The organism is Bacillus sp. CPT56D-587-MTF (genome assembly GCF_058792335.1).
Window position 1 is genome coordinate 40957 of sequence record NZ_JBYTEF010000001.1, and the last position, 25704, is coordinate 66660.

Genomic DNA, 25704 nt, shown 5'->3' on the forward strand with positions numbered 1-25704 from the left:
GTTAATGTAGATTTCCTACAAATAGTAGAGGGGGAGAATTTACATTCATAACGGTAGAGGAAGTGGCAGCAGATGAAAGAGTATATAGCGTTTGATATTGGCGGTACGCAAATTAAGTATGGTATTGTTTCAGAAATAGGGAGAGTATTAAAGCGTCAAACAGTTGCAACAGAAATTCATTTAGGCGGAGAACAAATTATTCAAAAACTTATATATGTATCCAAAAAAATAATGAATGAACATACTATTGCCGGAATCGGTATTAGCACTGCGGGAATTGTTGATATTAATAAAGGAATTGTGACGGGAGGTGCGGATCATATTCCGGGATATAGTACTATTCCTATTATTGATAGATTGCAAGAGATATTAAAAGTTCCAGTATCGATTGACAATGATGTGAATTGTGCAGCGTTTGGAGAAAAGTGGAATGGTAGTGGAAGAGAGAAAGATAACTTTATTATGCTCACCCTTGGAACAGGGATTGGGGGAGCAATTTTTATAGATGGAAAATTGTACCGAGGACATTCATTTAGTGCTGGTGAATGGGGGAATATGTTAATAGAAGAAAAAACGTTTGAAGAGGTTGCTTCGATTTCAGGATTAATTCGACTTGTAAGCAAATATAAAGGCAAAGGCAAGTGGAATGGGAAAAGAATTTTCGAGTTGTATGATAAAGGAGATCGGGAAGTTGCTCAAGCAGTTGGGATTTTCTTTAAACATTTGGCAATCGGAATTAGTAATCTTGCTTATATTTTTAATCCAGAAACGATTATTATTGGTGGAGGAATTACCGATAGAGGAAATGAGTTTTTAAAAGAAGTAAAAGAAGAGGTCAGTAAATACTTAAATCAAGAGATTTATAATAATTGTGAGATTGAACTTGCGCAAAACGGTAATTGTGCAGGAATGATTGGTGCTATTTACCACTTCTTACATCATCATAAGTAAATTATATGAATGTTTTCATATAACTGAGAATTTATCCTTTTTATCGCTAGGTAAATAATGCTACAATATAAGAGAAGAATACAATATTTTCCGATTCGGAAAATGCTTTGTAGAAAGGGAGAAACTTCATGCCTATTATTTTAGAAAAAGGTCAAAAGATCGATTTAACGAAAGGACAACCAAAAGTAGCAAAACTACAGGTTGGCTTAGGCTGGGATCCAATTGGGCAATCAGGTGGATTTCTGTCTTCATTATTTGGAAGTAAACCAAATGTAGATTGTGATGCATCTGTTGTTATGTTAGAAGGAGATCGTTTTTTAAACAAAAATGATTTAGTTTACTTCGGAAATAAACTTTCTACTTGTGGTAGTATTATTCATTCAGGAGATAATTTAACAGGTGAAGGCGCTGGTGATGACGAAACAATTTTCGTAGAATTACATAAAGTTCCAAGCCGTATTAATCGTTTAGTATTCGTTGTAAATATTTATGACTGTGTAAATCGTCGTCAAGATTTCGGGATGATTCGTAATGCATATATTCGTATTCAAAACCCGCAAACTGGTGAAGAATTAGCACGCTATAATTTATCGGATAATTATGCTGGCAAAACAACTCTAATTGCAGGTGAAATGTATCGTCACGGAAGTGAATGGAAGTTTTCAGCAGTTGGAGAAGGCACGCAAGATAAAAACTTAAGTGAGATTGTATCACGTTATCAATAAAATAACCGAGGAGGAATTGTATATGGCATCAATTTCATTGAAAAAGGGACAAAAGGTAGACTTAACAAAAACGAATCCAGGTCTTTCGAAAGTTCTTGTAGGACTTGGTTGGGACACGAATCGTTATGACGGACAAAACGATTTCGACTTAGATGTTAGTATTTTCTTAGTAGGCGCGAATGGTAAAGTTTCAGGAGCAGAAGATTTCGTTTTCTATAATAATCCAAAAGGTGCGAATGGTGCTGTAGAGCATTTAGGAGATAACCGCACTGGTGAAGGTGAAGGCGATGACGAAGCGATTAAAGTAGATTTGAAAAATGTTCCTGCTCACATCGAACGTATTTGTTTCACAATTACAATTTATGATGGAGAAGGCCGTAGCCAAAACTTCGGACAAGTTTCTAATTCTTTCGTACGTATTCTTGATGAAGAAAAGAATGCAGAATTAATTCGTTACGATTTAGGAGAAGATTTCTCTATTGAAACAGCCGTAGTAGTAGGTGAATTATATCGTCATGCAGGTGATTGGAAATTCAATGCAATCGGAAGTGGATTCCAAGGTGGATTAGCGTCTCTATGTAATAACTTTGGTTTAGATGTAGAGTAATAGATTTGATTTATATATCCATCGGTGAAATGTATGTTTACTGATGGATATATTTTTAAAGATAAAAATATAGAGGTGAATATAGATGGTTATTCAATTACAAAAAGGCCAGAAAATCGATTTAGGTAAGACAAGCCCTGGTTTAACAAAAGCAGTAATTGGTCTTGGATGGGATATTAAATCTTATGACGGCGGAGCCGATTTCGATTTAGATGCATCTGCCTTTTTATTAGATGCAAACGGAAAATGTACGAAGGAAACTGATTTTATCTTCTATAATAATTTACAGTCTCCTTGTGGATCTGTTTTACATACAGGAGATAACCGTACAGGTGAAGGTGAAGGTGACGATGAGCAACTTGTTGTGGATTTGAAGAAAGTTCCAGCAGATGTGCACAGAATTGCTATTACAGTTACGATTTATGATGCAGAAGGCCGTAGTCAAAACTTTGGGCAAGTAGGAAATGCGTTTGTTCGTTTAGCGAATGAAGAAACGAGTGAAGAAGTTCTTCGTTTTGATTTAGGGGAAGATTTCTCCATCGAAACAGCAGTTGTCTTTTGTGAATTATACCGTCATAATGGACAGTGGAAGTTTAATGCAGTAGGAAGTGGATTCCAAGGTGGTTTAGGTGCGCTTGTAAGAGCGTATGGCTTGGATGCATAGAAAGGAAACGATATTCGTTTCCTTTTTTTGACCTTTCTATAAATCTAGCAAAGAATAGGGGATAAAGGTAAGATGAGTATTTTGCAAGGAATCCTTGATACGTATGCTCAGTTTTTCGACTTGGACATGTGGATTAAAGTGTTGCAGGATCCAGTATCTTGGGGATTAATTGGTACACTTGTTGTACTTGAAGGATTATTATCTGCTGATAACGCACTTGTGTTAGCGGTAATGGTAAAACATCTTCCGGAAGAAAAACGTAAAAAAGCATTATTCTATGGACTTATTGGAGCTTATGTGTTCCGCTTTATTGCGATTGGAATCGGAATGTTCTTAATTAAATTATGGTGGGTAAAAGTGTTAGGTGCACTTTACTTAGCGTGGCTTTCAGTTAAATACTTCATTGATAAAAGAAAAGGTAATGCAGAAGAAGAGGAAGCTCATGGTATGAACCAAAACAGTATTCTCTTCAGAATGTTTGGTGTCTTCTGGGGAACAGTTGCGATGGTTGAATTAATGGATATCGCATTCTCTGTAGATAGCGTACTTGCTGCATTTGGTGTATCAAATGAAGTTTGGATTCTATTATTAGGTGGAATGCTCGGTATTTTAATGATGCGCGGTATCGCTGGTGTATTCTTAAAATTATTAGAGCGTATTCCAGAACTTGAAACGACAGCATATATTTTAATTTTAATTATTGCAGCAAAAATGTTACTGTCTGTTATTCATATTGAAGTAAGTCATACATTGTTCTTCATTATTTTAGTTGTAGCATTTGGAGCAACATTTATACTTCACTACATGAAGAATTCTGGACAAGCTAGAGAAGAAGTTGCAGCTACTAAAGAAGACAATAAATAATTGAAATGGGTTTGCTCGTTTTGCGAGCGCCCATTTTTTATAACCAAAAATAGTTTATAATAGAAGAAGGACTTAGAAAAAACGTAAATGTTTTTGGAGGTGAACTGTTGTGTTTTCACGTTTTACACTTCAACCATATGCATTAAAAGATGAATCAGATTTAAAGCAATTTGAAACGCTTTTAGAAAAACGCCCACAATATGAGCTGACAGAGAATGAGATGAAATTTAGTTATATAGCATGTCGAATCCTTGGTGTTCCTAATGATGTAGATGAATATTTTAATGAACTGTTTGATTATAGTGAAGCGAAAGGAATCGAAGTTTTACACGAACAAAATTTAAACAAAGTGATTGATTCGGAAAAGCTTCGTCATATTCAAGAAGTGTTCGGATTACATCAAGAAGCACCAAATGGTCTGACAGTAAATAGGCTAGTTGCACACTTATCTGGGAAACAACTTTTACCGAAAGTAGACAATCCTGATTTACAGCATTACATACATACGACGTTTATTGCAGTATTGAAATTATATGAGAAACAACATAATCAGTCGTTAAAGACAGAAGGCTTCCGTCGTTTCTTAATCGACATAATTAAACTAAGCGAAAATTACGTAGCGAAGTGGTTCTCTACGATTAATTATAAGAAACAGATGCCACGTATCGTTTGGTATGGTGAGGCACAGGAAAGCCGTATATATTTCTTATATTTTCTTATTATGCTCGGTTGTGATGTGCTTTATTATCACCCCGAAGGAAAAGATGGATTTGAAAATATTGATGAAGAGGGAAGAACTTTTATTGTGTCCCATCCGGGTCGCATTTCTCTTGAACCATTCCCTGATCGCCGCCGCGAGCGTGTTGCAACAGTAGCGTATCAAGCTTCGAAAGAAATTGAACAAGTACTTCACCACGATAATTCACTATTATATAAACCGTGGCAATTCCGTTCGTATACACCTGTAGCACGTACGTTAAAAACGACATATGATGAACTCTTTTTAATTACGAAAGAAAAGGCATTTGTACGTCCAACATTCTTTGTTGAAAATAAACATATTTATATTCCTTCTTTATTTGCGAAAATATCAGGCGTTTCAAAGAATGATAAAGAATATTTTCAACGATTAAAGGCTGTTACATCATTTGATAACAGTTTATTAATTAATACATTCCCGTTTACGAAAGAGCAAAAAGCAAACTTCCAATATCATTATCGAGATGCATTGGACCGAGCTGGAAAATTACATCCTGATCTAATTATGAATAGCCATTGGTGGCCGCATAAGCGTTTACCGGAAGGTTTACAACATGGGATTGCAGAGGCGATTATCCATACGTGCGAAAGTGAAATGTGCAAACCAATTGCGAAAGAGACGAAACAAGATGTAGCGCTATATGTTTTCGCACAACTTTCTCAAATACCACCCAATATTTTAGAACAGCTTGAGAAATTTGATTATTCACAAGATGTACCGAAAATTGTTATATTTAATAATGAGAAGAGCGGAGAATTAACTCGTTCTGACGCTGTTTTATTACTATTTTTAAATCAAATTGGAGTAGATGTATTCCATTTCAATCCCACGGGCAGAAACGATATTGAACCATATGTTGAAGCGGGAGCATTTGATTCCCATTGGCTTGAAGAAGTTAATTTCGATCTTGAGTTTCATGGTTCATCAGCCTATAAAAATTTATCACAAACAATAAAAGGACTATTTCGTCCATTTTTATAAGGAAAGGGAGAATACCATATGAATAACCCAGTCGTACTAGATTCGAAAACTGAATTGAATGAGCAAACCGCACAAGATGTTCGCTTGCAACTTAGACAAGATGCAGATGTGCAACGTATTTATAACGCAGTAGATATTAAAGATCAATTGGAATTAATTGAACTTGGAAAAGAACCTTCTATGGAAATTTCACGTTTTGCTGATCAAATTTTACATACAATGTCATTATCAAAGATAGAAGATTCTGGTGAATTGTTAAAGCAACTTGGTAAAATTATGGACAGATTTGATAGTAAAGACTTTGCAGAAGAAAAAAGTGGTTTCTTCTCGCGCATGTTCAAAAAAGCGGATAAAATGATAGAACAAATCTTTAGTAAATATCAAACGATGGGCCGCGAAATTGATAAGGTTTATGTGGAAATTACGAAGTACCAAGATGAGATGAAAAAATCAATTGGAACGTTAGATGGCTTGTATGAGCAAAACTTAAAATATTATTTAGACTTAGAGAAGTACGTAGTAGCAGGAGAAATGCTATTAGAGCGTTTAAATACAGAATTAGTTCCGATGTATGAAGAGCGCGTGCGTAATAATGATCAATTAGCAGGTATTGAATTAGAGTCGCTTAAAAACTCGGTTGAAATTTTAGAGCAACGTATTGATGATTTAGAAAAAGCGCGTATGGTTGCGCTACTTACAGCGCCGCAAATTCGCATGATTCAACGTGGTAATAATAAATTAATTGGTAAAATCAATACAGCATTTATTACAACGATTCCTATCTTTAAAAATGGTATCATTCAAGCAGTAAATGCGAAACGTCAAAAGCTTGTTGCAGATTCTATGGCTGAACTTGATCGCCGTACAAATGAATTACTTAAGAAAAATGCACAAAATATCGCAACGCAAAGTGTAGAAGTAGCGAGATTATCAGGTTCTTCTAGTATTAAGATGGAAACGCTTGAGGAAACTTGGAACATTATTTCAAGAGGTATGCAAGAAACACAACAAATTGAAGAACAAAATAAACGTGAGCGTGAAGAAAGCCGCAAGCGTATGGCTACATTAACAGAGAATATCAAAAAAGAATTACAAGGATAAAGTGAAACTTTAATCAGTGGGGTTTTGTTCATCCCCACCGATTATTAGCCTTCACCAATTGGACATTTATGGGCAGTTAATCCATCACCTAACTTCTTTGCTCAAACTGAATTTTGAGGTGGGAGTTTTACTGCACGGAAAATAGTAGGATAAATGAAAAGGCAATGAGGACTATTCCTCATTGCCTTTTAGTTTCTCTTCACTAATTTAATAATCTCATTCAGAATAAGTGGAATGATACTTAATAAGAGAACAAATCCCCAATCTCGCATCGTTAATGCATGTACACCGAATATATTTGCAAGGGGCGGGATGGAGATGATACAAACTTGCATAAGAACACCGATAAGAAGGGAGAAAACTAAATATTTATTTGTAAAGATCCCAATTGAAAAAATTGATTTCGTTATTGAACGCAAGTTAAATGAATGAACGAGCTGAGAAAAACTAAGAACGACAAATGCCATCGTTTGAGCGTGTAATAGAGCATCGTCATCAATTCGCTTTGGGAAAAGAGGAAATAAATTTGTATCTCCAGTATAGAATTTTGCTCCGACGATAAAAGCTATTAGAGTTAAAAGTCCAATGATAACTCCATTGAAAATCAGGAAAGGAACGCTGCCACTAAATAAGCTTTCTTTCGCATGTCGTGGTTTTTCCTTCATCACATCTGGATCTTCAGGATCAACCCCAAGTGATAATGCAGGCAGTGTATCTGTAATTAAATTCACCCACAAAATATGAATAGGTCGTAGTGGTGTTGCCCAGCCGAGTAAAATCGCTAAAAATAAAGCGATAATTTCTCCGAAGTTACAAGAGAGTAGGAAGAGAATTGATTTTTTTATGTTACGATAAATATTTCTACCTTCTTCAACGGCTTTCACAATAGATGAGAAATTATCATCTGTTAACACGACGTCTGCTGCCCCTTTTGCAACGTCTGTTCCTGTAATGCCCATCGCAACGCCAACATCAGCTTGCTTTAAAGATGGTGCATCATTGACACCATCACCAGTCATAGAAACGATATTTCCTTTCGCGCGTAATGCCTTTACAATTTTCACTTTATGCTCTGGAGAGACTCTAGCGAATACATTTAAATGATTAATTTTGCTAGCTAGTTCTGTATCAGAAATGTTATCTAATTCAGTTCCAATCATAATTTCCGATATTTCTTCAGCAATGCCAAGTTCTTTGGCAATTGCAAAGGCGGTATCTTTATGGTCACCAGTAATCATAACTGTGCGAATACCGGCTTTTTTACATTCTTTAATTGAATCTTTCACTTCAGTTCGTGGTGGATCAATCATACCGACAAGACCAATAAAGATAAGATTTTTTTCAAGATGATTTATATCCACATCGTTTGAATCGTATTGTTTAAATGCGAATGAAAGTACTCTTAAAGCTTCTTGAGACATTGACCCAGCGGCTTCTAATATTTGATCTTTATCAGCATCTGTTAGAACCTCGATTTTACCGTTTTTAAATATGTGGGTACATCGAGGTAAGAGTTTATCGATAGCACCTTTCGTCATGCTATAGTAGCTTTCATCATATGTATGCACGGTTGACATCATTTTACGATCTGAATCGAAAGGCAGCTCATTTACACGTTCATGTATTTTTTCTAAATGATCTTTTTGCATATTAAAGGTGGTTCCGGCAACGAGAAGAGCAATTTCAGTCGGGTCTCCCGTTTGTGATTCGTTATTGTAAGACGCATCATTACATAGCACCATATTTTCTAACAATAGACGTTGCGCATCATTATTTACATTTAAACTTTCTAAGCGATCGTATGTGTTATCACTATAAAAGTGAGTAACGGTCATTTTATTTTGCGTTAACGTACCTGTTTTATCTGAACAAATAATTGTGACAGAACCGAGGGCTTCAACAGCTGGTAGTTTCCGAATGATAACGTTTTGTTTAATCATACGTTGCACACCAATTGCAAGAACGATGGAAACGATAGCTGGCAAACCTTCTGGAATAGCTGCAACGGCTAAACTAATTGCAGTCATAAACATTTCTAGTGTATCTCGTCCTTGTAAAAAGCCTATGAGAAACATCACGATACAAATAGCTACAGCAACAAAGCCTAAATACTTTCCGACTTGTGCTAAGCTTTTTTGAAGTGGTGTCATATCATCGTCAGCTTCATGTAACAAGGTAGCAATCTTACCAATTTGTGAGTTCATTCCAGTTTCAACAGCAACACCGACGCCTCGTCCATATGTAACAAGAGTAGACATAAAGGCCATGTTTTTTTGATCGCCGAGTGGTACTTGCTCATCACGTTGCATGGAAGGGTGGTAGATTGCATCCTTATCAACAGGGACAGATTCACCAGTTAGAGCAGATTCTTCAACTTTTAAATTTGCGGTTTCAATAAGGCGTAAATCGCATGGGATATATCGTCCGGCGTCGAGCATAACGATATCCCCTGGAACGACGTGCTCAGATGGAATTTCTTTTAGTTCACCATTTCTCTTGACGATAGCTTTAGGTGTTGCCATCTTTTTCAATGCCTCTAAAGCTTGTTCTGCTTTCGATTCTTGGACAACACCGATAACAGCATTTAAAACTACAACAAGCGCGATAATACTGGCATCCGCCCATTCACCTACAAAGGCAGAAATAAGGGCAGCAATAATAAGGACATATACGAGGACGTCATTAATTTGGGCGAAAATACGCTGCCATAAAGTGCGTTTTTGTTTTGTAGCTAATTCATTAGAACCGTATTGCTTTAAACGTTCACTTACAATCTCATCTGTTAAACCATTTTGTTCGTTTGTTTCTAGGTCAATCAATGTTTGATCTTTCGTCTTACTGTACCAATTGCTCATAAGTAAGCACCTCCAGTAAAAACAGTTAGCAATGGTAGTGTTGCTATTATTTGTGAGTAGTATGTATGGAGAAAAAATCTAAGGTGAGGTTCTACTTCTATTGTACAATATTTTACAGTTGGTTGAGGGAAAGAGAAGAGTTGTCATGAATTTGTTGGAAATAAAAAAGAGCCTCATAATAAGAGAGGCTTTTTTACTTTTTAATTAATGTACCTAATTCTTCTGTAATAGCTTGCATTTCACTAATGCTGAATGTTTCACGTTTCATAACATGATCATAAATGTCACGTAAATCTTCGTACATTTCTTCGTTAAAACTAGCAGCTCTCATCGCTCCAGCATTAACCATACGTAATTTTTCTTTAATAGCTTCGACCATGTATTCAACGTTTTCTTCTGACTTTACGGATAAATCCACCGAAGTGTCCCCCTTTAAAATAACATAAGGCTATCTTAACATTTTTTATCATTTTCGTTAATGGATCTTTTCAATCCTATTAAATTAGTAGGGATTTCCTTTATATTTCATAATTGGTTGTTTATACTATAAGTATATATGAAGAAATGCACCAAGAAGGGAAGAAACAAAAACATGGTTCAAGTATTGTTTGTTTGTCTTGGGAACATTTGCCGTTCTCCGATGGCAGAAGCGATTTTTCGAAATCTTGTCGTAAAAGAGGGACTTGAAGAGAAAATTGTCATTGATTCTGCAGGAACTGGAGATTGGCATGTTGGTCATCCGCCACATAAAGGAACACAAAAAATTTTAAAAGAAAATGCAGTCACTTTTGAAGGAATTAAAGCAAGGCAAGTAGAAAAAGAAGACTTAACAAAGTTTGATTATATTATTGCCATGGACAACAAGAATATAGCAGATTTAAAAAGTTTAGGTAAAACTGGAGGCTATATTGGTAGGCTGTCCGACTTTGTTCCAGACGGTGGCTGGACAGACGTTCCTGACCCTTACTATACAGGGAATTTCCAAGAAGTATATGACCTTGTAACAGAAGGGTGTGCAAAGCTATTAGCTTTCATTCGAAATGAACAAGGAATATGAGGAAGCTTAGAAAGAAATACTTTCTAACATAAGAAATGAAAGGGTGAAGGAATATGGCAAAGAAAAATAATATTGCTCGAAACATTGCGATTGGTGTAGCTGCAGGTGTAGCTGTATCCATGTTAAAGAAAGAAAACCGCGAAAAAGTAAAAAATACAGCAGAAAAAGCAAAAACAAAGATGATTGAAATTGGTGAAAATGCAAAGATCAAAGAAAAAGTGCAAACTGTTACAGATAAAGGACGCGAACTTGCAGATTTCAATGTGGTAAAAGCGAAAGTAGCAGAAATTAAAAAATTAACGCCATCTGTTGTAGAGACGTTAAAAGAAACGAAAGAAATTTTTAGTAAGAAAAAAGTTGAGCCAGAAGAAAAGCCAGAAACGATTGAAATTCAAGCTGTATCTCCAAAGGTAGATGAGTTGAAAGTAGAAGAAGAGCCAATAGTTGCTGAAGATGGTGGTATGAAAGAAGCGCGTGAATTATTTATGAAAGACTCAAATGCAGTGGAAAAAAAAACTGAAGCGTACATTGAGTTAAAGCAAGATAAAGAAGAGAAGAAAAGCGTTTAAACATATATGAGAAAAATTTTAGAAAAGGTGAGAAGAAATCGTACTTATTCGTTTGGTAAAGATTTATATGACCGGACGATGCGCGATGATGTAGCGGGCTTGGCAGCACAGCTCGCTTATTTCTTCTTGCTTGCAATTTTTCCTGGGCTCGTTTTCTTAATTACGCTTCTTGGATTTATTCCCATTCAAACAGAGGATGTGCTTAGTTTATTAGAGGTTTATGTACCAGATGATGCAATGAACTTAATTGAGGTAAATGTAGATAAAGTTGTAAACCAGCAAAATGGTGGTTTATTATCATTTGGTTTATTATCCATGTTATGGTTTGCCTCAAATGGTGTTAATGCGGTTATGAATGCTTTTAACCGTGCTTATGACGTGAAGGAAACACGTTCTTTTATTACAACAAGAGCGTTATCAATTGTGTTTACATTAGCTATTATTTTTATGATTGTCTTTGCGTTAATTGTTCCGGTATTCGGACAAGTTATTGGAGCAGCAGTGTTTAAAGCACTCGGTTTATCAGATAGTTTTTCTTTCGTATGGAGCATTACACGATTAGTAGCGAGTTTCTTCGTGCTATTTGCTTTGTTTAGTTTCTTATATACATTTGCACCAGATCGAAAGTTAAAAAGAAGAGAAGTTATTTCAGGGGCGTTATTTGCTACTGTAGGATGGATTGTGGTATCGTACTCATTTGCTTATTATGTAGATAAGTTTGCAAATTACGCCAATACATATGGTGGTCTTGGTGGTATCATTATTTTAATGTTATGGTTTTATTTAACTGGATGGGTAATTTTACTTGGCGGTGAAATTAATGGTTTACTCCACCATTATAGAACCGGTGACAATAATTCCCGTAATGAATAATGAGTTCTTGTTCCATAATAAAAAGGAACAGGGGGGATATTTCATGAGTAATAATAAAAAGAACCATAATAATAAAAGTAATAATAAACAAAAGAGCAGTTCGCATCCAAAGCATAAAACGAGTAGCAGTGCGAACGGTCATAATAGCTATCACTAAAAAAAACGGGTCCTCTATGAGGGACCCGTTTTATTTGCTTCCTTTTAGTAATCGTAAGCCATTCAAAATGACAAGAATCGTACTTCCTTCATGACCAATAACACCGAATGGAAGAGCTAAAAATTGCAAGAAGTTTGAACAAATTAGCATGGCAATAACGGCTAGCGAAAAGATTACGTTTTGCTTCACAATACGGTTCATTCGTTTTGATAAACGAATTGCTTGGGAAAGGCGAGATAGTTCGTTCTTCATCAGTACAACATCTGCAGTTTCTAAAGCTACATCTGTTCCTTCTCCCATTGCGACACCAATGCTAGAAGTAGCTAGGGCAGGTGCATCATTTATACCGTCTCCAACCATTGCTACTGTACCGTATTTTTCTTTTAACTTTTTAATCGTTTCAACTTTTGTTTCTGGTAAGCATGATGCGTAATATTCCTTTATATTACTTTCAGAGGCAATTGCTTTTGCCGTTTCTTCATTATCTCCAGTAATCATAATTGCTTCGACACCAATGCTTTGTAAATCACGAATAGCAGCTATTGTTTCTTGGCGAAGCGTATCTTTTAAAGCGATAAGTCCAAGAATGCCTCCCTCATCACTAATATAAACGACAGTTTTACCTTCCTTTTCAAGTGAGGCAGAAATACCATTATGAAATGTTTTTGTTTCTTCACCGATAAAATCAGCTTTACCTATTTTATAAGCGTTGTTTTCGAATATTCCTTTTAGCCCAAAACCAGTTACATCTTCAACCTTTTCTGGTTTTTTTAATGTAATGTCGTACGCATGTTGTGCATATTTAACAATAGATTCAGCCAAAGGATGTGTAGAGTGACTTTCAATTGATGCTGTAATAGAAAGTACTTCTTTTTCTGTCATATTTTCTCGAACATATATATCTGTTACGGTAGGTTTTCCTTCTGTTAATGTTCCTGTTTTATCAAAGGCGATTGCTTTTACTGAAGCGAGACGTTCTAAATGTATGCCACCTTTAAAGAGAATCCCATTTCTTGCTCCGTTAGAAATGGCTGATAACGTTGCTGGTGTAATGGCAGCAACGAGTGCACAAGGAGATGCGACTACAAGTAAGATTATAGCGCGATAAAACGTTTCATTCCAGCTCCAGTCAAGTAAGAAATGAGGAACGAACATCATAAGCGCAACAACGAGTAGTACACCTTTTACGTATGTTCCTTCAAACTTTTCGATGAATAGTTGTGATGGTGATTTTTCACTTTGTGCACTTTGTACGAGACGGATAATCTTTTGGAATAATGTTTGATCGCTCGGCTTCGTAATTTTAACTTCGATAGCACCACGTAAATTTACAGTACCTGCAAATACTTCATCGCCATATCTTTTCTCATTTGGAATAGGTTCTCCCGTGATTGCTGCTTCATCGATATTTGTTTCACCGTTATGAATCGTACCGTCAGCAGGAACACGTTCACCTGGTTTAATTAAAATAATGTCGTTAATTTGTAACTCTCCAACAGGAATACGTTCCTCTGTTCCGTTGGAAATGCGTAATGCTTCTTCGGGTTGTAAGTCAAGAAGAGCGGAAATTTCTTTTTGGCTCTTACTTAATGTATAAGATTCCATAGCACCGCTGAGCGCAAAGATGAAGATTAAAATAGCCCCTTCTGCCCAGTAGCCAATAATTGCAGCACCGATAGCTGCAAAGAGCATTAGCATTTCAACATTTAGCTCTTTTTCTTCAATCGTATCTTCAATGCCTTCTTTAGCTTTTGCATATCCACCAACTATATAAGCAAGGATATAGCAAGTAATACCTATATTCATTGCATCGTTCTTTGTGAATAGCCAGCCAGCTAAAATAAAAATACCAGATGCCACTGCAAATACAAGTTCATAATGTTTTTTTAATGTGTCCCATAAAGAGGGATGAGAAATTGTTTCTTTTGCGTGTAACGTTTTTACTTCTGAGTTCATTACTACTCGCTCCTTCCGAATTCTTATTGAGAAAAATAATCAAAATCGAAACCCCTATAAAACGACGAAAGCTGCCATCCATAATGGATAGCAGCATTTCTGTTGAATCTGTTTTTAATCGTTCTTATGTTGTAATTATTCTATAGTATATCATATGTTTTTATGAGATGGTACGGTTTTGTTTCAAGTATAAACGGAAAACTTGTGTTTTCGCAATTCCTTTGGTATATATGAATATTGTTCATAAAAAGGTCGGAAAGGAAGACAACAAGTGAAGACAGAGAAATTTTTTACCCATCCGATTGGCGTATTTATTGCTGCAATAGTAGCAACTTTTTTATGGGGAAGCGCATTTCCTTTTATTAAATTAAGTTATGTTGAACTTGGAATTCAACCACAAGAAGTTGGAGAGCAAATATTATTTGCCGGTTATCGTTTCTTGTTATCTGGAGTCATGCTCTTATTATTCTTTAAAGTGTTAGGAAAAGATATGAGCTTCAAAAAAGGAACGGGGAAACAGTTAATACAAATTGGTTTATTCCAAACGTTTCTTCAATATATCTGTTTTTACATTGGAATGAGTTATAGTTCAGGAATTGAAGGAGCTATCATTTCAGGGACATCATCATTCTTTCAAATTTTACTCGCCCATTTTTTATATAAAGATGATGCTCTCAATATGAGAAAAATAATTGGGGTATCGATTGGTTTTTGTGGCGTCATTTTAGTAAATGTGCCGAGTGATGGTAGCTTATCATTTCATTTTGGAATTGGAAGCTTATTACTTCTTAGTGCAGCAATGCTGTATTCATATGGAAACATATTAGCGAAAGAAGGTAGTAAAACGTTAGATGTTGGCTATATGACAGCATACCAAATGATGTTTGGTTCTATAGGATTATTATGTATAGAGGCTTTACAAGTTGGAGTAATGCCATTTACATTTAGTCTACATGCACTACTTATGCTGATTTATTTATCTTTCTTATCTGCAGCTGGTTTTTGCATTTGGAATACAATTATGAAGTACAATAAGGTTGGAAAAGTATCTATGTATATGTTCTTTATACCCGTATTTGGTGTGTTATTATCGAGCATGATTTTAGGTGAAGCAATTCATTCATTTGTGTTACTCGGTTTAGCATGTGTAGCCGCGGGAATTATTGTGGTAAATCGGACGCCAGCTAAGCAAAAAATAGAGAAAGAAAAACAAGTAGCATAGAAAGCAGAAAAGCGATTACAATGGAAGAACAGTACTGTTCTTCTTTTTTTATAGAAAAAGGATAATAGACTAAGTGTAACGAAAAAAGATACAAAAAGCATTTATTGAGGAGAACATATTATGAATCTACTTTACGTGGTGTTAATTGGGCAAATACTTCTTTTTTTAATTGGTGCAATTTATGCAATGCGGCAGACAAAAAGAACGAAAGATAATATGCCGTTACCTTTAGCAATCCGTCTTATTCTTAGTTTTTCTTTAACAGGTAGTGCAATTTGGGTATGGTTACAAGATCCATCTGTAGAGTATAGTACGTGGGTTGCACTTGGTATGACTTTATCGACTGTGGGAGATTTGTTTATGGCTGGGCTGATTCCAATTGGTCACAGGTTAATTGGTGGGATGGTTACTTTCGCTCTTGCTCATTGTTTTTATGTAAAAGCATTTTTGCAAACAGGAATTTCGTGGAATGGTTTTTGGATTGGCTTACTCGTATATGGGCTCTTTCTAATTGTAGGATGGTTCTTCTTTATCCGAAATGATAAACAGGATAAATTGTTTACGATAGGAGCTCTAATTTACGGATTGTGGGTTGGAGGAATGGCTTGCTTTGCATTCGCCTTATATTATGAAAATACAGGAATATGGTGGATACCAGCGTTTGGTGGTTTACTGTTTGTGATTTCTGATTTTATTATTGGCGTGACAGATATCGGAGGACGTAAATTGAAGTATGAGCCACTTTGGATTTGGTTTACATATGTAGCTGCTCAAATGTGTATTGTATATGTGGGATTATAAAAAGATACTCTCAAAATAGTGAATAGACTATTTTGAGAGTATCTTTTTTGCTTGTTTAATTTGATCAGTATTACCATTTTGAAATTTCTAATATTATAATTTTATAATTCAGAATTTTGTAGAAAATCATCGGTCGTATTATTTATAATGAAAGTAAAAAGATGATGAGTTGGTGAAATGATGCAAAAGAAAAAACGTTGGCGTGAATTCTTTGGAGCTATTGCAATTGCATGTTTATTGGTGTTTTTGGCGAAAATTTTTGTGTTTTTTCCGACGAATGTAAAAGGAGCATCCATGAGGCCGACGTTGCAAGATGGAGATAAGGTGATTGTTAATAAGCTAGCAAAACAATTTGAAAGCTATGGGAGAGAAGATATTATTGTTATGAAAACAGATAATTTTTATGTCAAAAGAGTGATTGGATTACCTGGAGATATAATTGAGATGAGAAATGATCAATTATATGTAAATTCTGAAGTGAAAGATGAAGAGTATTTGGATAGTAATAAAAAACAAGCAGAAAAAAAACTTATGAATTTAACAGAGGACTTTGGACCAATTACAGTTCCCGAAAATAAGATTTTTGTTATGGGAGATAATCGCTTAATAAGTAAAGATAGTAGAAATGGTTTAGGTTTTATTGATAGAGAAGATGTGTTAGGAAAGTTAGCAGGCATTTATTATCCGTTTGAACATATGAAAATAATAAAGTAAAAAACCAAGCAAGTTTTAGTTTGCTTGGTTTTTTTGGTTAAACAGTAGGAGATTCGTTTGATACAAAAATATCTTCATGTTTCTTTGTAGTACTTAAAACGAATTTATGTTGTAGCAATTGTAGTTTAAATAACGCCAAAGGATCATGATATGTTTCTGGATTGCTTCTTAGCGTTGCTAATGTTTGCTCGTCTTCCTTTATCTCAAGTTGAGCTGCATCTACATTTTGTTTCAATATATTAAGTGGATCTTTGAAGAACATCATGATATCACGTTCTAATGCACCTTCAAATACTTCAAATTGAAGGAAGAATTGTTTTGAAATTGTGTGAGCAATTTCTGTATAGTCTTCTGTTTCAATATATTGTTTATATTTGTTGGCGAGCATAGATTGGTTTTTTTGCATATTACCAAATAATTTTCCGGCACTTTTTAAGAAAAACTGTGTCGGTGTAAAGCGTAATAAAATATTGATGTTCGTTACTGTAATTCGATTTGTCATTCGTACAACATCTCGATTCCAATCATCTAATAATTTGAAATCGCAAGGAAGTTTCATACGTTCTTCTTTATATAATTTATTAAACGTTTCACTCATTTCATCTAAATAAGCTTGAGCTTGAATAAATTCATTATGTGCTGTTTCAATCCATTCTTGAATAGACCCAGTAAATTTAGGAAGAAGTACCTGTTGTACATGCTTTTGAACTCGTTCATTCATTGCAGCATTTAATTCTTCATGAACTAATTTGAAATCACTATCTTCTTGAACAAGATCAGAGCAGCTCTGTAATAATTCAGGAATTTGAGAATGTATATCTCGTGTAATTTCTTCTTTCGTTAAAAGATAGGATTCGGTAATAGAACGAATTTTATCTTTTTCAAGAGCAGTAAGGTTATTAATAAATCCAGTAAGTTTCACTGAGATGTGTTTATTCCAGCGTACGGATTTTACTAATGTATTTTCTAATTCCACACGTTCATTTATGAGATAAGCAATTGTCTTTTGCGTAAACCATATTAGCTTTTCTATACGTTCTTTTTCTATATCGCGTTTTGCAAGATTAGAAAGAATAGATTCTGTTACATCTCCAAGTTGCTGGCTACTCTCTTGCGAAGGAGAGTATGGGAAGAATTGTGCATCTGGAAAATGTACTTTAAGTTTACTAATTAGTTTTTCATCAGTAGTCGTATTATTTGTGTGTGATACGAAGTGAATTTGTAAGTTTGGTACTTGTTCACGTAAATAAATTAACGTATCAATTTCTTGACTATGCAATGGTGAAGAAGAATTTAATACGTATACAAGGCTATCTGCTGCTTGTAAGTATTCAAAGTGTGCATTGTTTTTATCCAATTGTCCTTGAATAGATGGTGTAATAAGAAATGTAAACTTATTTTTTCTTAAAAACCTACTTGGTAGCTTAATTTCTATACATTTTTTCTCAAGTTCTGACTGAGCAGATGTAGCCGTTATTTGATGGAATTCATCAAGGTTAGGGATATTTCTTATATCTAACTCGGTAAATTCTGTTATTTCAGTTTGACTAGCGTCTTTAAATAGAATAGGAGTTGTTAAAGTTTCAGTTAAGATGTTCTCTCCCAATATTGAATTAACAAATGATGTTTTATCATGGTCACTAGTTCCAGCTATTAGTATTGGTGTGACATTTAAATCACATAGTTCATGGACGAGTAGCGTAAATTGATGACTTAAATCTACATCATTTTTCTCAGCCCATACAGCGATTGTTTCGAATAAATGAGAAACTGTTTCCATATTTACATCTGCTTCAGCTGATGTATTAGAAAGTAAGGATCCAGCACTTTTTACGAGTAATGATTCTAAAGTTGTAGGTGAGACTTCATTCCATGCTAACACTGCTGCAGAGACAACTAGAGAATCTTTTGCTTTCGTTAAACTGAACCAATTTGTTAATAAATTTGGTACAAGTCCGTTTAATTCATGCATAAAATGATTTCCGGTAATTAATGCAAAGTATGTTTCTTGGTAGCGAGTAGAGATTTCATTCCAATCGTCATTATTGTCTGTTTCAATATGCAAGAATAAATGATTAATACTTTGAATCCAAGGAAGGTATAAGGATTCATGTTGATAGCTATTCCAAAGAGCAATAACAAGTTCTTTAAATTGAGCTTGATCAACAGCATATAGAGCTTTTAAAGACTCATAGAAATATTCAGGCTTAATATTTTTAGTAAATCCTTTGTTTATGTAATTTATTAATGTATCAAACCAGTGTAAAGATTGTGTTCGAATACCTTCTTGAACAGCTAGTTCGATAGCGTTGTTCCAATCTTCTTGTTTTTCATAGAAAGAACGTGCAATTGCAGTAATATTTGGGTAATCCGGTTGGAATGCAACAGCTTCACTAATCGTCTTAAAAGCAAGTCCTAAACGATCTTGTTCGATATAAAGAGAAAGAAGTTGTAATGAAACTTCCATCGTAAGAGTTGTATCTTCTGTTTGAATAGATTGATAAATTTCTTCTGCCTTTGGTAGGAATCCTAGTTCAAAATAAGCATCTGCAATATTTTTTGTTGCCCAAAGTGCAAGAGTATTATTAACTTTTTCCCATTTAAATATAGCTGCTTCAAAATCTTTATTTTGATAATAAAATTCACCTTGAGCAAATCGAATATTAGAAATGTTGGAGAATTCATTTTTAGATTCATTTATATATGCTTCACCGAGTACTTCCGATGCAGGAGTAGAAGTTTCTTCTGTTAAAAATGTTTTATAGTAAACTTTTTGAATAAATTGATTTTCAATGGTCATGTTCGTTCCCCCCTGTATAATTTAGAAAAATGATGTTGTATGTAAAAGGGTTCATGTTCTTTTAATAGGTAGAAGTTGTATTATATAGACCAAACTATGTTTTTGCTAGATATATCATTTTTCTTGAGAGTTAAACCGTTGCGAAAAGTAACTTTCCTTTATTGTAACAAAAAAACACGCATATGAATTTTTATTTTTTATCAGGACATTTGCAGGCAGTAAGAATCTAATCTCAAAATTAGTGAATGTAAGTGAGTTATGTGGGAGTCGGGATGTCTGTAGAAGCAAGATTGGCATAGGTTAATAATTACAAAACTCCCACTGATTAAAGTTTCACTTTATCTCTGTTAAAGGAAAGAATAGAAGTAGAGTTCATTATAAAAACAATGTATAGTGAATATGTATACCATGTTTGCCTTAAAGATAGAAAGGGTACAATGTGGAATAACGACCGTGCATAGGATGTGTCTTCCGAATGGAACAACATATTGGCGAGTTAATCGCGCATTATGGCTATTTTGGAATTGTTATAGCTTTGGCTGGTGGGATTGTTGGATTACCGATACCAGACGAGTTTTTATTGACCTTTGTTGGTTATAATGTTTCAAAAGGAGTTATGTCAGGAACTGCTGCTTTTTTAAGTGGGCTGGCTGGTGCGATGTTAGGGATCACGTTAAGCTACATATTAGGTTTAAAACTTGGGCTCCCTGTTTTAAAGAAATATGGGCCGAAAATTAGAATTAAAGAACATCATATTGAAAAAACACATATTTTATTTGAAAAATATGGGCCATTTCTTTTAATGATTGGTTATTTTATACCGGGCGTACGTCATTTAACAGCATATTTTGCTGGGGTATCAAATTTGACACTTTGGCGTTTTTGTTTGTACGCTTACGGTGGTGCGCTCATTTGGATAAGTGTTTTTATTGGGCTTGGCTGGAAGTTAGGCGAGAAGTGGCGCTTCGTTGAGTATAGTTTACATCATTATGGAATATGGATTTTATTAATTTCAGCAGTTGTTACATGTTTTGTATGGTTGTACATAAAGAAAAAGAAAAACCGCTAATAGCGGTTTTTTTAGCTGAAAGCAATAAATAATACACCAGCTGTAATAAAGACTACACCAACACCGGTCATAAAGTTTAACTTTTCACCGAGGATAATCATAGCGAGAATGATAGAAAATACGACGCTTAATTTATCGACAGGAGCTACTTGTGAAACCTTTCCTGTTTTGAGGGCAAGAAAATAAAATAGCCATGAAGAAGCACCTGCAATCCCACTTAATGTGATAAATAGCAGTGCTTTTTTATTTAGCAGTACGTCGCCGATATTTTGAAATTTACCTTGTATGATAATAACGCCTATCATAAATAATGCCATAATAATAGATCGAATTGTTGTTGCAACGTTTGCATCGATGCCGTCTAAACCAAACTTTCCAAAAATCGATACAAGGGCAGCAGCAATTGCTGATAATAGTGCAAATAAGAGCCACGAACTCATAGTAAAATTCCTCCAATCTTACAGTATTATACATGAAAATGATTCTCATGTATAAAGTTGAAGCAATTGAGCTTATAGGAAGCACGACTTCAACTTAACTTCTTGCTCCACCTGAATTTTAAGGTGGGAGTTTTACTGCCTGTAAATAGTGGGCTAAATAGCGAAATAATCCCCACCTTATATTTTTAATAAGGTGGGGATTATTATACTACTCTGCAATTTCCTCATATAAAAAGTACGTTACATTATAAATATGTTCTACTTCATCGTCTGTCATAAACAGTAATTCGTCACGCTCAATCCCTTTTTTCTTTTCAATAAACTCAATCATGTTTTTGCGTTCTTCTCTCTTCATCAATTTTATTTCTCCTCTCAATCTGTTTTAATACAGTTTATTTAAGTTAATGCTATTATATAACAGAATCTTTAGAAAATTCCACCTATTTTATTGTTTTTTTCAAAAGAACTTTTCGACAAAACAAGCCCACCTAAGGGGGGCTTGTTTTATTTTATAGTCGTAAAAACTCAGGCTCCGTCGTACCGGCACCATCGATGTAATAAATTGTGTCGGGGTTGATTTTTATCAATACGTAATTAGGGTCTTCAGGGCCGAGTAACCAACGTTTTAAGCTATTATTCCAAAACTTGTTTTTTAATGTCGAGTCTTCCTCAATTGAAGCCAATCCTTCAACTTCAATATAATCTTCATCTAATTTTTTCCCTTCTCGTCCGAGTAGTACATGGACATTAGGATTTTGTTCAATATCTGTTATCTTTTTTGATTGTCGATCTGTTGCAACATACAGTACAAAATCTTCATGGAAAAACATCATAAAGGCGCTATGAGGTTTCTCATTTCGTACTGTAGATAATACACCAGTACGTTGACCTTGAATAATAGTTGCGATTTTTTCTTTTAAGTGCATAATTTTAACCCCTTTTCACAATTTATAATTCTGTCTGTTTAAACAAGATAATTTAAATATCTTTCATACTGTTTTCTTCAATCCGATTTTTTAAACGTAATTGTGATGAAATCGGACAAGTTAGGAGAAGAATAATAATAATATTGAGGAGAAATACATACGATGGAAGGATGAAAAACATGTTTAATAAAATATTTCTTATAGTAGCGCTTATAGGTGTACCACTATCTGTACTTGGAAAAACACTTCATTGGCCAGAAACAATTATGTTCGCTGTGTATTGTGTTACGATTATCGCATTAGCTGGTTTTATGGGTAGAGCAACAGAGAGTCTAGCAATTGTTTCTGGTCCTAGAATAGGCGGATTATTAAATGCTACTTTCGGTAATGCTGTTGAACTTATCATTTCAATTTTTGCACTTCAAGCAGGGTTAATTGAAGTGGTGTTAGCTTCTTTAACGGGATCTGTACTTGGAAATTTATTATTAGTAGGAGGGTTATCCTTCTTTGTTGGAGGTCTTAAATACAAAAGACAAAGTTTTAATGTATATGATGCAAGGCATAATTCAGCTTTATTAATATTTGCTGTTGTTGTGGCCTTTGTTATTCCAGAGATCTTTTCAATGAAGATGGACGCTGGCAAGACGTATCAATTAAGTATAGGTGTTTCTATTATTATGATTATCATGTACCTTGCTGCATTACTATTTAAGTTAGTTACGCACCGTGGTGTATATCAACATAAAAGTGACGAAGTAGCGCATGAAGAAGAGCCAGAGTGGTCGAAAGGGAAGGCGCTACTTATTTTAGCGATAGCAACACTAGCGGTAGCTTATGTGTCAGAGGCACTCGTGCATACTTTTGAAACTGTTGCAAAGTCATTTGGCTGGTCAGAGTTATTTATAGGGGTTATTATCGTTGCAATTGTTGGGAATGCAGCGGAACATGCGTCTGCAATTATTATGGCTTATAAAAATAAAGTAAATATTGCAGTTGAAATTGCAATAGGCTCTACATTACAAATCGCCATGTTTGTTGCTCCTGTATTAGTATTACTATCTATGTTCTTCGCGCAAAGGATGCCTTTAGTATTTACCATACCAGAACTTGTGTCTATGATTACAGCCGTTTTCTTAACGATTGCGATTTCCAATGATGGAGATACAAACTGGTTTGAAGGAGGCACTTTACTAGCGGCGTATGTCATTATGGGAATTGGTTTTTATTTATTATGAAAAATAGGCATAACAATTGCGCTCAGAGAAAACAATAAACGAAGTAGTATATATACCTACATAGGAAGGAGCCAGACAGGTGAAACGAGTATACAGCATATGTCTTTCAACTATGGTCTCGTTTATTTTATTATTTCCTAACATGAGTTTTGCAAAGACAACAGTAGGAACAAAAATGCCTTCATCTGTTTTAAATATTTCAAAAGACAATACATTTCCAAATGATGCGCAAGATTTGCCACGTTTACAACCAAGTAAATTTGCTCAAGAGCTATTGAAAACGGCTAATATTAAAATTGAAAATCCAGACTTAATTCGGATGTTTAATGAAACGACAATTTCAAATGCGCCACTTGCAGTAGGGTATCGGGCAAAAATTTATTTAGGTCAATGGGCCTTACATTATGAATCAGTAGACACATCGATTAATTGGGAATATAAACAAGTGAATCGAAATGTGTATGATAATCGCGGAGGAGACCGTTTATATCCACTTCGCTATAAGCAAGAAACACAAAAGACGGTTGAAGGCGATTTAACAGCAGATATGAAAGATGCTGCAGATGTGAAAAAAATGATGCTTCTCAAAGCACTTGAAAAAGTACAATTACCTCTTTCGTTTAAGACAACTATTGGTTATGGTACTGGACATGAGCGTGTGTATAATATTAGTCCGAGTCAACTTGGATATTTATACGCTTATACACCAGCAGTAAATGAAAAGGGAAAAGTAACATTTGGAGAAGTGTATCTTGTATTAAAGGGAAATCAAAAAAGACTTGTTGTGAAAAATATTACTTCTCAAGGAATTGGAGCGGCAATTCCAATTCATGATCATTTGTTTTTTAAATTTATTTCTTCTTCTCACTCGCAATAACATAAAAAACGTCAGCTTATAAGCTGACGTTTTTTTTCAGAGTGTTGGGAAACCCTTTAGGGTTCCCAACACTCTGGAATCTTTTTTGATTTTAGCGAATAAAAACAACATAAAATAATAGAATTTTAAAAAATAGCCCTCCACCTGACCCTTTTTGGTCAGGTGGAGGGCTATTTTTTTCATGTTTTGACAAGCTGCGGTGAGATAAGCTTGCATTTGGACAGACTTCAGCCCTCGAAACCGGGCATAGCGGTAGCCATGTAGTTCTTTGGCGTCTGCAAAGCTTCGCTCTATAGTGGAACAGCGTACTTTATACAACCTTTTCCCTGTAGCTGTTAGCTTGTTTTTTCTAGCAATATCCTTATATTTCTCCCACACATGATGAGTGATAACTTTTTGTTTTTGTTTCTTTGAAAAGCACACCTCACGTAACGGACAAACAGCGCAGTCTTCTGGATTCGATTTGTATTGACGGTATCCTTCACGATCAGTTGTTACATATTCTAGAATACATCCCATCGGACAAGCGAAAACATTCATTTCTTCTACATATTTAAATTGGCTTTTCGGTACTTCTTTATTCCGTTTTCCAAATCGGCGATACCCCATCACCATAAATATATTCCGTTCTGATAGTTTCTTACAGATATATCCTGTAAAATAGCCAGCATCAAGGGCAACAGCTTCTACTTTGAAGTCGAATTTATCAATCTGAGCTTGGAGGCGTGCTAAATACGGCTCGGAATCTGCCATATTTCCAGCCGTTACATAGGTATCTGTAATAATATTGTACTTCGCATCAGTCGTACGATGATCCAAGAAATGAAAACCATTTGGTTTTCCATCTCTCATTAAAAATCCACTATCTGGATCCGTTGTACTTATACGAGTTTTTTTGGTAGGGGTATCACTTTCCTTTCTAGGTTTTAATTCTTTTTTCCATGTACCTCACGATCTTCGATTACCGCAGCTTCTAGCTCGTCTATATAAAACTTTGCTTTTTCTTTTTTATATTTATGTACAAATTTATTTTTATTGGCATTGGCCTTAATATGTGTAGAATCTGTCATCAGTGCACGTCCTCCTACCATCCGGTGCTCCGTCGCTTGTCTCACAATCTCATCAAAAATTTCTTCGAAAATATTTGTATGAATAAAACGAGTACGACGATTCCAACTGATTGTAGAGTGATCCGGAATAGTATCCGATAGAGAAAACCCTAAAAACCAACGGTAGGCAATATTCGTTTTAATTTCCTTTTCCAATTGACGCTCAGAACGAATACCGTAAAAATATCCAATAAACATCATCTTAAATAAAACAATAGGATGAATGGACGGGCGTCCATTGTTTTCACAGTAATAAGGGCGTAACTTCTCTTCAATAAAATCAAAACTAATTGTCGCTTCAATTGCACGAAGGAAATGATCTTGTGGAACCAACTCTTCTACAGAAACAGATACACGCTCATCACGATGATTTTTTAAAGCACCCATCATA

Annotated in this window: 23 protein-coding genes and 1 pseudogene; 16 read left to right on the top strand and 8 right to left on the bottom strand. The window is 35.0% G+C overall.

The genetic code is table 11. The features are described from left to right. The first annotated feature begins 72 nt into the window (after positions 1–72). From AC3WVZ_RS00215 to AC3WVZ_RS00245, 7 genes are all read left to right on the top strand, one after another. Positions 73–951, top strand: a complete 879-nt coding sequence (locus AC3WVZ_RS00215) for an ROK family protein (protein WP_000666116.1) — start codon at positions 73–75, stop codon at positions 949–951. 128 nt (positions 952–1079) lie between these two features. Beyond that, positions 1080–1676 carry a TerD family protein gene (locus AC3WVZ_RS00220; RefSeq protein ID WP_001121586.1) on the top strand — a complete coding sequence of 199 codons (597 nt, stop codon included), beginning with the start codon at positions 1080–1082 and terminating at the stop codon, positions 1674–1676. 22 nt (positions 1677–1698) lie between these two features. Beyond that, the gene (locus AC3WVZ_RS00225) at positions 1699–2283 is read left to right on the top strand and encodes a TerD family protein (RefSeq protein WP_000146726.1); all 585 of its coding nucleotides are present in this window, start codon (positions 1699–1701) and stop codon (positions 2281–2283) included. Positions 2284–2368: 85 nt separating this feature from the next. Further along, a complete protein-coding gene (locus AC3WVZ_RS00230) occupies positions 2369–2947 on the top strand; it encodes a TerD family protein (protein WP_000236643.1) in 579 nt (192 codons plus the stop codon). Positions 2948–3019: 72 nt separating this feature from the next. Further along, on the top strand, positions 3020–3811 hold the full coding sequence (locus AC3WVZ_RS00235; protein ID WP_139847043.1) for a TerC family protein: 792 nt from the start codon (positions 3020–3022) through the stop codon (positions 3809–3811). Between the two features lie 109 nt (positions 3812–3920). Beyond that, on the top strand, positions 3921–5552 hold the full coding sequence (locus AC3WVZ_RS00240; RefSeq protein ID WP_088053927.1) for a YceG family protein: 1632 nt from the start codon (positions 3921–3923) through the stop codon (positions 5550–5552). An 18-nt stretch (positions 5553–5570) separates the two neighbouring features. Next, positions 5571–6653, top strand: coding sequence for a toxic anion resistance protein (locus tag AC3WVZ_RS00245; RefSeq protein ID WP_001064413.1), 1083 nt, complete (start codon positions 5571–5573; stop codon positions 6651–6653). A gap of 188 nt (positions 6654–6841) precedes the next feature. Here the strand turns inward: AC3WVZ_RS00245 and AC3WVZ_RS00250 are convergent, their stop codons facing one another. Together AC3WVZ_RS00250 and AC3WVZ_RS00255 are read right to left on the bottom strand one after the other, a co-directional pair. Further along, positions 6842–9508: a cation-translocating P-type ATPase gene (locus AC3WVZ_RS00250; RefSeq protein ID WP_074047958.1), complete on the bottom strand. Its 2667-nt coding sequence runs from the start codon at positions 9506–9508 to the stop codon at positions 6842–6844. A gap of 193 nt (positions 9509–9701) precedes the next feature. Next, positions 9702–9926, bottom strand: a complete 225-nt coding sequence (locus tag AC3WVZ_RS00255) for a DUF1128 domain-containing protein (protein ID WP_000366196.1) — start codon at positions 9924–9926, stop codon at positions 9702–9704. Between the two features lie 174 nt (positions 9927–10100). On the opposite strand from AC3WVZ_RS00255, the gene AC3WVZ_RS00260 reads away from it, so the two are divergent. From AC3WVZ_RS00260 to AC3WVZ_RS00270, 3 genes are read left to right on the top strand one after another with little or no spacing between them, the layout of a single operon-like run. Next, positions 10101–10565 (top strand): low molecular weight protein-tyrosine-phosphatase, encoded by a 465-nt coding sequence (locus AC3WVZ_RS00260; RefSeq protein WP_000250916.1) that lies wholly within the window; start codon positions 10101–10103, stop codon positions 10563–10565. 53 nt (positions 10566–10618) lie between these two features. Further along, positions 10619–11134: a DUF4075 domain-containing protein gene (locus AC3WVZ_RS00265; RefSeq protein WP_001085389.1), complete on the top strand. Its 516-nt coding sequence runs from the start codon at positions 10619–10621 to the stop codon at positions 11132–11134. Positions 11135–11140: 6 nt separating this feature from the next. Continuing rightward, on the top strand, positions 11141–12007 hold the full coding sequence (locus tag AC3WVZ_RS00270) for a YihY/virulence factor BrkB family protein (RefSeq protein WP_001226536.1): 867 nt from the start codon (positions 11141–11143) through the stop codon (positions 12005–12007). Positions 12008–12194: 187 nt separating this feature from the next. Here the strand turns inward: AC3WVZ_RS00270 and AC3WVZ_RS00275 are convergent, their stop codons facing one another. Then, positions 12195–14120 carry a heavy metal translocating P-type ATPase gene (locus tag AC3WVZ_RS00275; RefSeq protein ID WP_233935853.1) on the bottom strand — a complete coding sequence of 642 codons (1926 nt, stop codon included), beginning with the start codon at positions 14118–14120 and terminating at the stop codon, positions 12195–12197. A gap of 271 nt (positions 14121–14391) precedes the next feature. On the opposite strand from AC3WVZ_RS00275, the gene AC3WVZ_RS00280 reads away from it, so the two are divergent. From AC3WVZ_RS00280 to lepB, 3 genes are all read left to right on the top strand, one after another. Next, on the top strand, positions 14392–15342 hold the full coding sequence (locus tag AC3WVZ_RS00280; RefSeq protein ID WP_233935854.1) for a DMT family transporter: 951 nt from the start codon (positions 14392–14394) through the stop codon (positions 15340–15342). 120 nt (positions 15343–15462) lie between these two features. Then, entirely contained in the window at positions 15463–16143 is a 681-nt protein-coding gene (locus AC3WVZ_RS00285) for a lysoplasmalogenase (RefSeq protein WP_233935856.1), read from the top strand. 177 nt (positions 16144–16320) lie between these two features. Beyond that, entirely contained in the window at positions 16321–16857 is a 537-nt protein-coding gene (lepB, locus tag AC3WVZ_RS00290; RefSeq protein WP_233935857.1) for a signal peptidase I, read from the top strand. Between the two features lie 37 nt (positions 16858–16894). On the opposite strand, the gene AC3WVZ_RS00295 is transcribed toward lepB, so the two are convergent. Beyond that, on the bottom strand, positions 16895–19657 hold the full coding sequence (locus tag AC3WVZ_RS00295; RefSeq protein ID WP_233935858.1) for a tetratricopeptide repeat protein: 2763 nt from the start codon (positions 19655–19657) through the stop codon (positions 16895–16897). A 475-nt stretch (positions 19658–20132) separates the two neighbouring features. Here AC3WVZ_RS00295 and AC3WVZ_RS00300 point away from each other — a divergent pair, with 475 nt between their 5' ends. Next, positions 20133–20726: a DedA family protein gene (locus tag AC3WVZ_RS00300; RefSeq protein WP_000434872.1), complete on the top strand. Its 594-nt coding sequence runs from the start codon at positions 20133–20135 to the stop codon at positions 20724–20726. Between the two features lie 11 nt (positions 20727–20737). Here AC3WVZ_RS00300 and AC3WVZ_RS00305 read toward each other — a convergent pair whose 3' ends face one another. The 3 genes from AC3WVZ_RS00305 to AC3WVZ_RS00315 all read right to left on the bottom strand — a co-directional run bounded on the left by AC3WVZ_RS00305 (position 20738) and on the right by AC3WVZ_RS00315 (position 22092). Further along, positions 20738–21166 (bottom strand): EamA family transporter, encoded by a 429-nt coding sequence (locus tag AC3WVZ_RS00305; protein ID WP_000100295.1) that lies wholly within the window; start codon positions 21164–21166, stop codon positions 20738–20740. Positions 21167–21374: 208 nt separating this feature from the next. Next, on the bottom strand, positions 21375–21521 hold the full coding sequence (locus AC3WVZ_RS00310; protein WP_000817786.1) for a BH0509 family protein: 147 nt from the start codon (positions 21519–21521) through the stop codon (positions 21375–21377). 154 nt (positions 21522–21675) lie between these two features. Next, a complete protein-coding gene (locus tag AC3WVZ_RS00315) occupies positions 21676–22092 on the bottom strand; it encodes a pyridoxamine 5'-phosphate oxidase family protein (RefSeq protein ID WP_000550220.1) in 417 nt (138 codons plus the stop codon). Between the two features lie 179 nt (positions 22093–22271). Here AC3WVZ_RS00315 and cax point away from each other — a divergent pair, with 179 nt between their 5' ends. Continuing rightward, positions 22272–23327 (top strand): calcium/proton exchanger, encoded by a 1056-nt coding sequence (gene cax / locus AC3WVZ_RS00320; RefSeq protein WP_000482137.1) that lies wholly within the window; start codon positions 22272–22274, stop codon positions 23325–23327. Between the two features lie 79 nt (positions 23328–23406). Continuing rightward, on the top strand, positions 23407–24204 hold the full coding sequence (locus AC3WVZ_RS00325) for a YfkD famly protein (RefSeq protein WP_002083605.1): 798 nt from the start codon (positions 23407–23409) through the stop codon (positions 24202–24204). 129 nt (positions 24205–24333) lie between these two features. On the opposite strand, the pseudogene AC3WVZ_RS00330 reads toward AC3WVZ_RS00325, so the two are convergent. Beyond that, positions 24334–25703, bottom strand: a pseudogene (locus tag AC3WVZ_RS00330) (IS1182-like element ISBth7 family transposase); the annotation flags it as partial. Between the last annotated feature and the right edge of the window lies 1 nt (position 25704).

Bases quoted from the DNA above. Each gene is read 5' to 3' on its own strand.
- AC3WVZ_RS00275 (WP_233935853.1), bottom strand. From the start codon at position 14,120: ATGAACTCAGAAGTAAAAACGTTACACGCAAAAGAAACAATTTCTCAT.
- AC3WVZ_RS00265 (WP_001085389.1), top strand. From the start codon at position 10,619: ATGGCAAAGAAAAATAATATTGCTCGAAACATTGCGATTGGTGTAGCT.
- AC3WVZ_RS00270 (WP_001226536.1), top strand. From the start codon at position 11,141: ATGAGAAAAATTTTAGAAAAGGTGAGAAGAAATCGTACTTATTCGTTT.
- AC3WVZ_RS00230 (WP_000236643.1), top strand. From the start codon at position 2,369: ATGGTTATTCAATTACAAAAAGGCCAGAAAATCGATTTAGGTAAGACA.
- AC3WVZ_RS00300 (WP_000434872.1), top strand. From the start codon at position 20,133: ATGGAACAACATATTGGCGAGTTAATCGCGCATTATGGCTATTTTGGA.
- AC3WVZ_RS00235 (WP_139847043.1), top strand. From the start codon at position 3,020: ATGAGTATTTTGCAAGGAATCCTTGATACGTATGCTCAGTTTTTCGAC.
- AC3WVZ_RS00215 (WP_000666116.1), top strand. From the start codon at position 73: ATGAAAGAGTATATAGCGTTTGATATTGGCGGTACGCAAATTAAGTAT.
- AC3WVZ_RS00225 (WP_000146726.1), top strand. From the start codon at position 1,699: ATGGCATCAATTTCATTGAAAAAGGGACAAAAGGTAGACTTAACAAAA.
- lepB (WP_233935857.1), top strand. From the start codon at position 16,321: ATGATGCAAAAGAAAAAACGTTGGCGTGAATTCTTTGGAGCTATTGCA.
- AC3WVZ_RS00250 (WP_074047958.1), bottom strand. From the start codon at position 9,508: ATGAGCAATTGGTACAGTAAGACGAAAGATCAAACATTGATTGACCTA.
- AC3WVZ_RS00285 (WP_233935856.1), top strand. From the start codon at position 15,463: ATGAATCTACTTTACGTGGTGTTAATTGGGCAAATACTTCTTTTTTTA.
- AC3WVZ_RS00295 (WP_233935858.1), bottom strand. From the start codon at position 19,657: ATGACCATTGAAAATCAATTTATTCAAAAAGTTTACTATAAAACATTT.
- AC3WVZ_RS00220 (WP_001121586.1), top strand. From the start codon at position 1,080: ATGCCTATTATTTTAGAAAAAGGTCAAAAGATCGATTTAACGAAAGGA.
- AC3WVZ_RS00315 (WP_000550220.1), bottom strand. From the start codon at position 22,092: ATGCACTTAAAAGAAAAAATCGCAACTATTATTCAAGGTCAACGTACT.
- AC3WVZ_RS00310 (WP_000817786.1), bottom strand. From the start codon at position 21,521: ATGAAGAGAGAAGAACGCAAAAACATGATTGAGTTTATTGAAAAGAAA.
- AC3WVZ_RS00305 (WP_000100295.1), bottom strand. From the start codon at position 21,166: ATGAGTTCGTGGCTCTTATTTGCACTATTATCAGCAATTGCTGCTGCC.
- cax (WP_000482137.1), top strand. From the start codon at position 22,272: ATGTTTAATAAAATATTTCTTATAGTAGCGCTTATAGGTGTACCACTA.
- AC3WVZ_RS00245 (WP_001064413.1), top strand. From the start codon at position 5,571: ATGAATAACCCAGTCGTACTAGATTCGAAAACTGAATTGAATGAGCAA.
- AC3WVZ_RS00260 (WP_000250916.1), top strand. From the start codon at position 10,101: ATGGTTCAAGTATTGTTTGTTTGTCTTGGGAACATTTGCCGTTCTCCG.